8 protein-coding genes and 1 tRNA gene are annotated in these 13,378 nt (G+C 39.3%); 6 read left to right on the plus strand and 3 right to left on the minus strand.

The window, feature by feature from the left end; genetic code table 11:
* The first annotated feature begins 117 nt into the window (after positions 1–117).
* The 4 genes from K9E37_RS06225 to glgX all read left to right on the plus strand — a co-directional run bounded on the left by K9E37_RS06225 (position 118) and on the right by glgX (position 7,150).
* Positions 118–906, plus strand: coding sequence for an ANTAR domain-containing response regulator (locus K9E37_RS06225; protein ID WP_004111325.1), 789 nt, complete (start codon positions 118–120; stop codon positions 904–906).
* A 79-nt stretch (positions 907–985) separates the two neighbouring features.
* Positions 986–4,033: a DNA polymerase I gene (polA, locus tag K9E37_RS06230; RefSeq protein WP_248893275.1), complete on the plus strand. Its 3,048-nt coding sequence runs from the start codon at positions 986–988 to the stop codon at positions 4,031–4,033.
* Positions 4,034–4,054: 21 nt separating this feature from the next.
* On the plus strand, positions 4,055–4,939 hold the full coding sequence (locus K9E37_RS06235; RefSeq protein WP_004111331.1) for a Nif3-like dinuclear metal center hexameric protein: 885 nt from the start codon (positions 4,055–4,057) through the stop codon (positions 4,937–4,939).
* Between the two features lie 81 nt (positions 4,940–5,020).
* Complete coding sequence (gene glgX, locus K9E37_RS06240) at positions 5,021–7,150, plus strand: glycogen debranching protein GlgX (RefSeq protein ID WP_012914065.1); 2,130 nt, start codon at positions 5,021–5,023, stop codon at positions 7,148–7,150.
* Positions 7,151–7,256: 106 nt separating this feature from the next.
* Here glgX and K9E37_RS06245 read toward each other — a convergent pair whose 3' ends face one another.
* On the minus strand, positions 7,257–8,360 hold the full coding sequence (locus K9E37_RS06245; RefSeq protein WP_064621525.1) for a hypothetical protein: 1,104 nt from the start codon (positions 8,358–8,360) through the stop codon (positions 7,257–7,259).
* Positions 8,361–8,544: 184 nt separating this feature from the next.
* Between K9E37_RS06245 and K9E37_RS06250 the strand changes: the two genes are divergently transcribed.
* Both K9E37_RS06250 and aroA read left to right on the plus strand, forming a co-directional pair.
* Positions 8,545–8,618: transfer RNA gene (locus tag K9E37_RS06250), tRNA-Pro, on the plus strand.
* 82 nt (positions 8,619–8,700) lie between these two features.
* On the plus strand, positions 8,701–10,062 hold the full coding sequence (gene aroA, locus K9E37_RS06255; RefSeq protein WP_248893277.1) for a 3-phosphoshikimate 1-carboxyvinyltransferase: 1,362 nt from the start codon (positions 8,701–8,703) through the stop codon (positions 10,060–10,062).
* An 80-nt stretch (positions 10,063–10,142) separates the two neighbouring features.
* Here the strand turns inward: aroA and K9E37_RS06260 are convergent, their stop codons facing one another.
* Together K9E37_RS06260 and pta are read right to left on the minus strand one after the other, a co-directional pair.
* The gene (locus K9E37_RS06260; protein WP_162863123.1) at positions 10,143–11,372 is read right to left on the minus strand and encodes an acetate/propionate family kinase; all 1,230 of its coding nucleotides are present in this window, start codon (positions 11,370–11,372) and stop codon (positions 10,143–10,145) included.
* Between the two features lie 150 nt (positions 11,373–11,522).
* Entirely contained in the window at positions 11,523–13,229 is a 1,707-nt protein-coding gene (gene pta / locus K9E37_RS06265; RefSeq protein WP_116440594.1) for a phosphate acetyltransferase, read from the minus strand.
* Positions 13,230–13,378: the final 149 nt, after the last annotated feature.

Here is a 13,378-nt window from a genome sequence, read left to right on the forward strand (position 1 = left end):
TGTTATGATGCGCAATTTTCGCTAGTGTTTGTGAGTGTGCCGTTGCGCGAACGCCATGTTAAAGATGCATGGCGATGTTGCCCTGTGAATGTGTGGCAATGAAGTGAGGTTTTGGATATGCCAGGTATGGATGAAAATGAAGGGACAGAGCCAGCAATGCCTGAGGTACTTACTGATGATGAGCTGCGCAAAGCTGCAGATGATGAAGCTGTTCAGCGAGAAGCTAAAGAAAAAAAGGCCAATCATATTCGTACTGTAGTAGTTGCAGAAGATGAATCAGTTAATCGTATGGATTTAGTTGCAATGCTTGAAGATAACGGATATCAAGTTATAGGTCAGGCTGCTAACGGTCAAGAAGCTATTGAGTTGACTCGTGAAAATCATCCAGATGTTGTATGCATGGATGTTAAGATGCCTGTTATGGATGGCATTACTGCCGCTGCAACAATCTGTGATGAGAATATTGCTCCTGTAGTAATGCTCACTGCTTTTTCACAGTCAGATTTAGTAAAACAAGCAACTGGTGCTGGAGCGATGGCGTACGTTACTAAGCCATATGAAGAATCTAAACTTCTTCCTGCTTTGGAAGTTGCTATGGGTCGCTTTAGTGAAATCAACGATTTATTAGATAGTGTTGAGCGTGCAGAAAACAAGTTACACGATGCTGAAGATCAGTTGAAGAAAACAGAAGAAAAGTTGAAGAAAGCTGAAGATACTTTAGAAGAACGTAAGCTTGTAGACCGTGCTAAAGGTCTTCTTATGGATAAGGCTGGATTCTCTGAGCAGGGTGCTTTCCGCTGGATTCAAAAAACTTCTATGGATCAGCGTATCCCTAAGAAGCGTCTTGCAATGGCTATTATTGCAAAGTATAGCGATGATAAAGTAGAATCTTCATCTGAAAATTAGTAGGGTTATATTTATTCATTTTTATATAAGTGCATAGTTATTTATTAGTAATTTACGGAACGTGGGTGAGTAGTCAACAGTGAATACCGACATCGTTGAAGAACATTCTTCGGAACTTAAGAATGAGAAAGGAACGTTGTTGGTTGTCGATGGCCATTCTCTTGCGTTCCGTGCTTTTTTTGCAATATCTGCAGATAATTTTTCTACTCGCTCTGGGCAAGCAACAAATTCCATTTGGGGATTTATTACTATGCTTTCACAGGTTGTAAAAAAAGAGAAGCCTGACCGCTTAGCTATTGCTTTTGACGTTAAAGGTGGAACTTTTAGAAATACTATGCTGCCTCAATATAAAGGTACTCGTGATGCTGCTCCACAGGAGCTTCTTTCGCAGCTTCCTATCATTCAACAGATGCTTAAAGCTCTTGGTGTCACTTATATTGAGAAACCCGGTTATGAAGGTGATGATGTTATTGGCACTCTTGCAGTAATGGGTTCGAATGCCGGTTATAGAACTTTAGTACTTTCTGGCGATCGTGATGCATTCCAACTTATAGATGACAATATTACTGTTTTATATCCAGGACAGCATTTTAAAGACTTAAAAAAAATGGATAAGAATGCTGTTTATGAAAAATATCATGTTACGCCTAAGCAATATCCTGATCTAGCAGCGTTAAGAGGAGAAACTGCAGATAATATTCCAGGAGTTCCAGGTGTTGGAGATGGGTACGCTGCTAAATGGATTAATCAATTCGGCAGCCTAGAAAATATTATTGAACATTCGAATGAGATTAGCGGTAAAAAGGGAGAAGCTTTAAGAGAAAATATTGATCAAGTTCGTTTAAACCGTAAAGTTAATGCTTTAGTTTGCGATTTGGATTTAGGCGTAACTGTAGATGATTTGTGCTTTGGTGATGTTGATGCTGTAAAATTAGGAATCTTGCTGTCTCAACTTGAATTTGGCGAATTAAAAAAGAGAAAGATTCTCAAAACTTTTAGCAACGGTATGCAACAATCTATCGAAAATAATATGCGTATAATGTTTTCGTCTACGTATGAAGGTGACGCTAATAACGATAAGCTAGCTCAAAGTGCTCAATCAAATATTGACGCAGAAAATTTTCAAGAAATGCTAGCAGGCATTGACTTACATCATGTTAAAACTGTAGAGGACTTTATTGATTGGGAGAATTCAGTTTCTTCTTTGCTTTATACAAAAATAAAGAAAGATTCAAAAAATACTGAAGATACTTTTGAAGAATTAAATTCCGAAAAAATTATAAATAATTCTCGTAAATGTGCCGAACCTATACTGAAAAATCAAGAAGTTGTAATATACGCTCATGAGTGCAATAAGAATTCAAAACATCATTTTGAGTTGATTGCAGATTGTTTAATAATTCTTATTGCTAATAAAGCTGCAATATTATATACGACTGATTTGCAATCGTCAGATCAAGCTTTGCTTGAGATGTTACGAAAGTTCTTGCAAAAAAATTCCTCAATAACAGTATTGCATGATTATAAAAAGCATTTGGGATTGCTAAAATCGCTAAAATTATTCGATTCGAATAATTCATTTGGCACTCCACTTCTTGATACTCGATTGGCATCATATTTATTGGAGCCTGATTTTCGAGCTGAAACGTTAGAAAATATGGCTGAACATTATTTAGATATTCAGTCAGATGAAGATAATTTGGGTGAAAATGAAGCTAAGCAGGGTGAGCTTGATCTTCTTATTGACGATGGAATGCCAGCTAGTGAAGAAGAAACTAATGAAAAGCAAACTCAAGCGTGTGAAGCTAAATTCTTAAGAACTACGCTTCTTATTCGTCTTTTGGCTCTTCATTTTGCTTCAACACTTGATGATAGAAAACAAACTGGTTTGATGACTGATTTGGAAATGCCTATTTCGCGAGTTTTGCGTGGCATGGAAGACGTCGGTGCTGCAGTTGATATGCAACGTTTAAGTAGTATGCTTAAGCAATTTTCTGCAGATGCTGAGTTTGCGCAAAATATGGCTTGGAAAGTTGCAGGTAGTTCTGTTAATTTACAAAGCCCTAAGCAGTTGCAACAAATACTTTTTGAGCATTTTGGTCTTAAACCTACTCGTCGCACAAAGAATGGCTCGTACACGACTAATGCCGAAGCTTTGCAAGCTATGTACGTTAAACTCGATCCCGAAGAACCTGCAAGTCAATTCTTGGGTGCTTTACTTAAACATCGCGAAACTAATAAATTGAAACAGATTGTGCAAAGTTTAATTGATGCAGCTCATTATGACGATAGGCGCATCCATACAACTTTTGAGCAGACTATTGCAGCAACTGGTCGTTTAAGTTCTGCTGATCCTAATCTTCAAAATATTCCTAATAGGAATGCTGCTGGTCGTGAAATTCGTGCTGCTTTTATTCCAGGAGAAGAATTTGAATATTTAATGAGTTGTGATTATTCACAAGTTGAGCTTCGTATTATGGCCCATGCATCTCATGATAAAACTCTTATTGAAGCATTCCGTTCCGGCGTAGATTTTCATAAATATGTTGCTAGCTTAGTTTATAAGATTCCTGTTGAACAAGTAAGTCCGGATCAACGTTCTCACGTAAAAGCTATGAGCTATGGATTGGCATATGGATTGAGTACTTATGGGCTGGCAAAACAGCTTTCTATTAGTCCGGCTGAAGCTGAAATGTTAAAAAATAAGTATTTTGATACTTTTGGCAATGTTCATGACTATTTGGAATCTCTTGTGTCGAAGGCAAAAGAACTTGGGTACACAGAAACTATGTTTGGTCGACGTAGGTATTTCCCGCAACTTTCTTCCAATAATCGTGCATCTCGTGAAGCTGCTGAGCGCGGAGCTCTTAATGCTCCAATACAAGGTACTGCCGCAGATATTATGAAACTTGCTATGCTTCGTGTTGATTTGGGATTGCGTGAAGCAAAAGTGCGCAGCCGCGTAATATTGCAAATACATGATGAATTGATTCTGGAAATTTCACATGGTGAGCAAGCGCGGGTAGAAAATATTGTGCGTAAAGCTATGGAAAATGCTGTGCATTTAGACGTTCCTCTTAATGTTTCTACTGGAGTTGGTGTAGATTGGCAACTAGCAGCGCATTAGCACTGCTTAAAGGTAGAAGAAATGATTAGATTAAGCAAAGTAATTGAAGCTATAGAAACATTGTACCCATTAAGCTTTGCTGAAGAGTGGGATGAGCCTGGTCTTATTGTTGGAGACTTGAATTCCCAAATTCAGCGAATCGTATGTGTTAGTGATCCTACGATTAGCGCAGTTGATCGAGCGTTATCAATGGATGCAAACCTATTAGTGACTCATCATCCGCTATTTTTCAAAGCTGTGCATGGAGTTTCAAACGAAACTGTTCGTGGCGAAATTGTGCAGCGCTTAATTAGTAATAATTGTGCGCTATGGGTTGGTCACACTAATGCGGATGTCGCGTGGCGCGGAGTTGCTCATGCTGCGGCAGAGTATTTTGGTCTTCATAATTTGCGTCCAATTGTTGTTTCTAAACAGATTGATTCTGCTGGACGTAACATTGGCTTAGGCAGAATTGGTGTTTTGGATGTGCCAATATCATTGCGTGATTTTGCGCAAAATGTTTTTAACGTTCTTCCTCATACAAAAGTTGGTGTTCAAGTTGCTGGAAATCTTGATGCGAAAGTTAGTACAGTAGCTGTTTTGCCTGGTTCTGGGGAAAGCTTGTTAGATGAAGTTCGCAAGGAAAAAGTTGACGTATATGTTACAAGCGATTTGCGTCATCATCCTGCACTTGATGCAATTGAGCGAGCTAAATATGAATCGAAACTGCGTCTTTCTTCTGGTGAAGATTACATTCAACACACATATCCTATGATTATTAACACTTCTCATAGTGCTATTGAATCATTGTGGTTTACTTATGCGATTAATGATATTGCTGATTGCATAGAAGAAATGTATGGAGAGCGTCCAGAAGTTGCTTGGTTAGGTGAAGCTTGCGATCCATGGAATTACGTTATTAATTGAGGCTTTCATTTAAATTCAATCTTTTTTTAAATAACGTCAACATGACGTGAAAACTACTCGAATATATGAGATACTTATATTATGCATATACGACCAGGTTCCATGTATCCGCTTGGCGCAAACTATGATGGCGCTGGCGTGAATTTTGCGCTGTTTTCCGAAGTTGCAAAGCGCGTTGAATTATGTTTATTTGATGAGCATGATAACGAAACACGTATTGATATGACTGAGCAGAACTCATACGTGTGGCATAACTATGTTTCAGGCATACAGCCTGGTCAGCGTTATGGTTATCGTGTTCACGGACCTTATGATCCTTCTCATGGTTTATGGTGTAATCCTCATAAGTTGTTGCTTGACCCATATGCCAAGGCGATTGAAGGAAATATAGACGGTGATGAGAGTCTTTTCTCGTATTGGTTTGATAATCCAGATGATATTTCAGCAATGAATACTTTAGATTCTGCAGACCATACGATGAAGGCTGCAGTTATTAACCCGTATTTTGACTGGGGTAATGATCAGCATCCTATGATTCCGTATCATGATTCTGTTATTTACGAAGCTCATGTTCGTGGAATGACTAATCTTGATAAACGTGTTCCTCCAGATATTAGAGGCACTTATGCTGGACTTGCACATCCAAGCGTTATTTCTTATTTAAGGAAGCTTGGTGTTACTGCAATAGAATTGATGCCTATTCATCAGTTTGTAAACGATTCTTTCTTGCAAAATAAAGGATTAAGTAACTACTGGGGATACAACACTATTGGTTTCTTCGCTCCTCAAAATTCTTACTCCAGTTCTGGTCAGCGCGGAGAGCAAGTTAACGAATTTAAATCAATGGTTAAGGCATATCATGCTGCAGGTATGGAAGTTATTCTAGACGTGGTTTACAATCACACTGCTGAAGGCAATGATCGTGGTCCTACTTTGAGTTTCCGTGGTATTGATAATCGCGCATATTATCGCCTTGTAGATAATGACCAGCGTCATTATTTTGATACTACCGGTACTGGTAATTCCTTACTTATGCGTTCTCCAAAAGCATTGCGGTTAATCACAGATAGTTTGCGTTATTGGGTAACTGAAATGCATGTTGATGGCTTCCGTTTCGATTTAGCAGCAACTCTTGCGCGTCAGTTCCAAGAAGTAGATAAACTTTCTGCATTCTTTGACATTATTGAGCAGGATCCTATTATTTCAAGTGTAAAACTTATCGCTGAGCCTTGGGATATTGGTGTTGGTGGATATCAAGTTGGTGGATTCCCTCCAAGTTGGTCCGAATGGAATGGAAGATATCGCGATTGTGTCCGCGACTTTTGGCGTTCACAACCATCTACATTACCTGAATTTGCCAGTAGACTTATGGGTAGCTCAGATTTATATGAGCAAAATGGACGAAAGCCTGTAGCTTCCGTGAACTTTATTACAGCTCACGATGGCTTCACTATGAACGATTTAGTTAGCTATAACGAAAAGCATAATGAAGCTAATAAGGAAGGCAATTGCGATGGTGCGAACGACAATCGTTCGTGGAATTGCGGTGTTGAAGGACCTACTAATATTCACGATGTTAATGAATTGCGTGAACGTCAAATACGTAATTTGTTCTCAACTCTTTTAATGAGCCAGGGCATTCCTATGATATGCGCTGGTGATGAAGTCATGCGTACGCAGAAGGGCAATAACAATGCTTATTGTCAAGATAACGCTATTTCGTGGATAAGTTGGGATTATAACGAAACTCAACGAGATATGTTCGATTTCGTTTCCAAGCTTATTCACTTGCGATTAAAGCACCCTGTGTTGCATCGTCGTCGTTTCTTTACGGGTCGTTCTGCTGGAGATGATGTAAGCGATATTCCACAAGTTGAATGGCTTGATCATAACGGTACTGTTATGGATATGGAGGACTGGTCAAATACTCATGCTTTATCTGTGATGATTTATTTGAATGGTTCGGATATTCCAGAAACTGACTGGTATGGAACGAGAATGGTTGATAATGACTTTATTCTTATTTTTAATGCGCATTATGAACCTATTACTTTTACTTTGCCAGATAAACGTTATGGTGAGAAGTGGAAGTTGATTGTGGACACATATAATCCAAAGGGTCCAGAATTGTTATATGAGGCAGGATTTAATATTGTTGCACAATCTCGTAGTTTCTTGCTTCTTATGAGTGAGCATAAACCAGAACATTAAATATTATGTTTTATTTGTAAAGAATTTCGTGACTTGTAAAAAACTAAAAGCAGCGCAGAAATTTAAGTTTCTACGCTGCTTTTGTTAGTTTAATTATCTTTTGTTCTTATTCTATTTGTGCTTTTGAGCTTCTATTTAATACTAAAGCTTGATTTATTTTTGATTGAAGACGATCGCTTTGCATAGCCGCAACTTGTCGTGAAAATACAATAATCCATCCAAGAAATAGCAGACACGATAATGCTTCAACATTTGTAAGAGTATTATTTCCATGTATCCACTGATTTCCTGCCCACGCAGTAAGAATAACCGCTAAATCGGAAGCAATATAGAATGTGCGAGAAAGCTTAGGCGCAAGCCATGGAAGACATACAAGCATTGTGCAAATTAATCCTGTTACTCCTCGAGCACACAAATCATGTAAGAAAGGATGTGGTGTGTATCTAAAAGTTCCTATTCCAATAAACGATATTCCTCCAAGAATCAGCAAAGCTGCCATAACAGTTGTGCGCATCTTGAAGTATTTAATTAGTTTTTGGCTATTGTGTTGCAGCATTTCATGCTGCGTTGCAACGAATTCAGTAATAGCAAAGTAGCTCGTTATAATAATGCAAATTCCTGACAAAACAAGTGTTGCATTAAACATACTAGCTGCAAATGTTGTGCGGTCTCCAAGTTGAGAGAAATTATTGTTATACCAGTACGGATCATCTGTCGTAAGACCTGCAGTTGCAGCTCCAGAAATAACGAATAATGGCAGGAGAGAAGCCACTGTTTTAGCTTCGAGAAGTTCAGCTTGAATAAGAGTTGCGTATCCAACAATTCCAGATAATGCTGAGCATAATACTGGTAAATAACTGTTCATTGCTGCTCTGCCAATAATACTATTAATAATAGATAGCAAAGCAAAAGACATAAGAAACATTGTCGCGCCGTAAATCGTAGAAAGTGCTGTTATTTCAAACGCATGCTTAGCTACTCGAATTAAGTGATGGCTGATAACTTTTTTATTTGTACGCAAGTATCCAACAATAAAAGCGCCTACGCTGCACAAAGACACAATAGTTGAAGCTGTAAGGAATAGTCGCTGACTAATTTGCCAAAACGCTGGCATTGTTACTATATACATTCTCATAATAATCATTCCACAAGCTGCGCAAACTATGAATGATATTAAGCCCATTGCCTCTGTTCGCTGGAAGCGTCCCATACTTAGCCCCTTTTTCTTCAAACTAATTCTATTGTATCGTTTGGTAGCTAGTAATGAGTTTTGCTAGTTGAATTTTGTAATGAAGAAAAAATTTTCATAATACGTGTGTCGTAATTTGCATTTGTCTGCAAAGTGCGCTATTGTAATTGATTGTGCTTGGAACTGGTAATCAGTTCAAAAGTCTCGGGGTGTAGCGCAGTTTGGTAGCGCGCCTGCTTTGGGAGCAGGATGTCGCAGGTTCGAATCCTGTCACCCCGACTTTTTATATCTAATGAAATATGCGTATTTTTGCTTTTTTATTCTTATTTAGCAGTACATGTTAATCGATAGTATTCATAGTATGAGTGATATTAACGATATTGCAGATTGCACTACTCCTTGGAAAGCACCGTATGCTAATCATCAATTAAAAGCTTATATTGAGGTTCCTGGCAGTAAATCTTTGTCGAATCGTTATTTAATTTTGGCAGCTTTGGGCACAAAATCAGTAGTTTTACAAGGATTATTGCGCTCGCGCGACACGGATCTTATGATTAACGCTTTATCTACATTTGGCGTTAGATGTGAGTCATTAAATGAAGATGGAACTAAGCTTCGTGTAATTCCTCCAGAAGACGGAGTTTTTAGGGTTTCAGATAATGCTGAAGTGTATTGCGGTTTAGCTGGAACTGTAATGCGTTTCGTTGCAGCATTAGCTTTATTTGCAAATAAAGCTGTGCGATTTGATGGCGATAAGCAAGCTTATGCTCGTCCTATGAAGCCAGTTCTTGACGGTTTAGAGCAGCTTGGTGCTCGCGTAAAATATCACGAAGAAGAGGGTTTTTTACCTTTTACTATTACGCCACCTTCAGTCGAATTTAAAATAAATAATTTTTCTGAAAAAATCGTGCAAATTGATTCTTCTTCATCATCACAATTTATTTCTGCGCTGCTTCTGATTGGTTCACGTATTCCTGGTGGATTAGAGCTTAAACATATTGGTGACACATTGCCAAGTATGCCACATATTCGCATGACTATGGACGATATTTGCAAAGCGGGTGGGTCTGTAAATATGACTAGCAACGCAATGTGGCATGTTAAAGAGAGTAAAATAAATCTAGCTAACGTTGTTACTATAGAGCCTGATCTTTCTAATGCTGCGCCATTTTTAGGAGCATCATTGATTGCTGGAGGAAGTGTCAGTATACCTAATTGGCCGTTTTCTTCAACTCAACCTGGAGGATTGCTTCCTGGAATATTAGAAAAAATGTGTGCAAAAGTTAATTTTGAAAAAACAGGTGATGATGCTGGAATAATGCATGTGGAAAGCGATAGTGCGATTAAAGCAATTCCATATCTTGATTTGAGTGCAGCAGGGGAGATTGCTCCTAGTATTGCAGCTATTCTTGCTTTTGCGGACGGTCCAAGTGAACTTCATGGTATCGCGCATTTGAGAGGGCATGAAACGAATCGTTTGCAAGCGTTAGTTAATGAATTGAATCGAGTTGGGATTGGCGCTAAAGAGCTCGAAGATGGAATTCGTATTGAGCCAAGTAATCATATGCATGGGGAAGTAATGGAAACTTATGCGGATCACAGAATGGCAACTTTTGCTGCAATGCTTGGATTGCGCATAGAAAATATGAGAATCAAAAATATTTCTACTACTCGCAAAACGATTCCTGATTTTCCAGGCATGTGGCATAAAATGCTTGAATAACAAATAATCCCGAGCCTTTTTGACCCGGGATTATTTATATCTATTTATTTGTTTGTTCTACGCAGTTAAGCGCAAACAATTTAGTGCTTGAACTTGTTGCCGTAGCTATCTTCGCCAGCTTCAGCAATAGCTGCAGCCTTGCGTGCGATAGCCAACTCTTCGTTCGTTGGAATTACAGCAATAATCACAGAGCTGTCTGGAGTGGAAATAACGCGTGGCTCCTTAGAACGAACCAAATTCTTTTCCTTATCGAGCTTAACGCCGAATGGCTCAAGCTTTTCGCATACGCGAGCGCGCACGATTTCGTCGTTTTCGCCGACACCAGCTGTGAAGGTAATGACGTCAACGCCGCCCATTTGAGCAGTGTAGTTGCCAATGTATCCAACAATGCGGTGCACGTATACGCCGAGAGCGAGCTTAGCGTTTTCATCGCCTTCTGCGATGAGCTTGTGAATATCACGCAAATCGCCGTGACCAGTCATGCCCATCATGCCGGAACGCTTGTTGAAGAGAGTGTCAAGTTCGTCCACGTTCATGTGAGCGTTGCGAATAAGGTGGAACACTACAGCTGGGTCAATATCGCCAGTGCGACCGCCCATCATTAAGCCTTCGAGTGGAGTTAAGCCCATAGAAGTTTCAACTGGCTTACCAGAAATCTGAGCAGAAGCAGAAGCACCGTTACCAATGTGCAAAACAATCTGCTTCAAACCTTCTGCAGGCTTACCTACAACGCTTGGAACAACAGAGCCAATGTATTCGTGAGAAGTACCGTGAGCACCATAACGACGAATATGATAGCGGTCTGCAATTTCCTTATTCAAAGCATAAGTTGCTGCAACCTGTGGCAAAGCATGGAAGAAGGAAGAATCGAATACCATAATCTGCGGAACATCTGGCAAAAGTTCAGTCATGACTTCAGCGCCAACAGCTTCTGGGCCGTTGTGAAGTGGAGCCAAAACTGCCAAATCCTTAACCTTATTGATTGTCTTTTCATTGACTAATGCAGGCTTAGGGAATGTTAAGCCACCCTGAACAACGCGGTGACCGACAGCAACAATGCCAGACTCTGAAAGCTTTGGACCATATTCTTCGAAGAATCCAAGTACGCGCTTCAAGCCCTGCTCGTGGTCGTGAACTGGCTCATCGAACTCATGCTTTTCGCTATTGAATACGTGCTTGTAGTGTCCGTCAACTGGCTCGCCAATCTTCTCAACGATGCCGGAAGCGATACCTTCACCGCTTTCCAAGTCAACGAGTTGATACTTAATCGAACTGGAACCAGAATTGATAACAAGAACGGTTTTTGCCATGTGGGCATCCTCCATAAGTATTGATAAGGCTTATAAATTGCCACGCTCTAGTTTAGCGTTAAGTTCCTACAAACTTAAAGATATTGAGTGCAATGCAATACCTAAAAATCGTGTATGCACTGTGGTGCTGTTTTAGGAGCTTTATTATGTTTATTCTGATTGTGCTTCTAACGCGGTTAAAGCAACGGTATTAATAATATCTTGTACTAAAGCTCCTCTAGACAAATCATTTACAGGCTTATTTAATCCTTGCAAAATTGGACCAACAGCCAGTGCTCCGCTAGAGCGTTGCACGGCTTTATAAGCGATATTTCCTGCGCATAAATCAGGGAATACAAATACATTCACATGACCAGCAATACTATTATTTTTTGCTTTTGCTGCAGCAACTGTAGGAGACCATGCTGCATCAAACTGTATAGATCCAACAATTGCTAAATCAGGTGCTTTTTCTTTCGCAATGCGTGTTGCTTCCTCTACAGTATCAACATCTGGCCCTTTTCCTGAACCAAGCGTTGAATAGGATAGCATTCCAACTTTAGGGTTGAGTCCGAAAGTCTCAGCAGTGTGTGCAGACTGAATAGCAATATCAGCAAGCTGTTCTGCACTAGGATTTGGGTTGATTGCACAATCTGCAAATACAGATACGTGATCTTTGAAGCACATAAGAAATGCTCCAGAAACCAGCTTAGAACCAGGCTTAGTTTTGATAACTTGAAGAGCAGGACGTACAGTGTTAGCGGTTGAATTAACTGAACCAGAAACAAGACCGTCTGCTTGACCTAGTACTACTAGCATGGTGCCGAAGTAGCTTGCATCTGTTAGTTGTTCACGTGCCTGTTTTTCTGTCATTCCTTTCTTTGCTCTTAATTCGCAAAGTTTTGTAATCATATGGCTTAGCATTGCTTCATCGTGCATAGATTGGAAACTAGCTTTGCAAAGAGAATTGAGGTTTAGTTCTTCTGCTCGAGCAAGAATAGATTCGCGTTCTCCAATGATAATTAGATTTACAATATCACGTTCTAGCAAATAGTTTGCTGCTTTAAGAATGCGATCTTCTTCTCCTTCTGGAAGAACTATAGTTTTCTTATTTTCTTTTGCTTTTCCTAATAAACTGTATTGGAAAGCATAAGGTGTAGTTGGAGCTTTAAATGGTTGGTGGAGAGCATTAAGAACATCATTTTCTCGAACGCAATTTACGAATGTTTCTAATGAAGAATTTTTAGTTTCTTCATCTATTGGTGGCAAAACCCATAATGGAGTTTGGCTTACTCGGGATGCTTCGTCGTCTGAGTTTGCATAATTCCTAGAGCTATAGTCACGCATCAACTCAGCTCCAAGTTCTGGATCGCAGTTTGTAACAAATACTCCTAAAACCTGTGTGCATGATTTAAGAACGCAAGCATTAGCAGAATCTATAGTTTGTAAAATTTGTTGTGAGTTTCTGCCTTGAGCTGAAACTGTGAGAAAAACAGGTGATGCCAAGTCAGCTGCAACAGTTGCGTCGAAAGAAAACAGTTCTGGATCATATGCTGGGTTTGCGTCACTAGAAACAATAATAGAAGCTTGAGCAGAAGTGGATTGCAATAATTCGTTATAGCGTGCAACGATATCTCCGCGCACTGTATCTTTATTTGTTCTAACTATTTCTGGAGTTGTTGCAATAACTTGCTCTAATTTCGTTGAAGTATTTGCGATACCCAAAAGTTGTTTAGTAAAAGTGTCATTTGGTTGAGCGCATGGACGAAAAACAGTAGTGCTGTAGTTATTAGACAGAATATGTGTTATTCCGAATGCAACAGCATTTCTGCCGTACATATCTTCGTTGCCGATAATTGTTACATTAATATGCGACACGATGCGTTCTCCTTTGATACTTCGTGTTACTGCTAGGTTTATATTGTTAATGTAAGTTTTGCATTTTGCAATATAAACAAACTTTTTCTATTGTACGGCTTATCTACGTTGTACACGCACAAAATAGTAATTATAAATGTAATTTATTT

The organism is Gardnerella swidsinskii (assembly GCF_023277705.1).
Lineage (GTDB): Bacteria > Actinomycetota > Actinomycetes > Actinomycetales > Bifidobacteriaceae > Bifidobacterium > Bifidobacterium swidsinskii.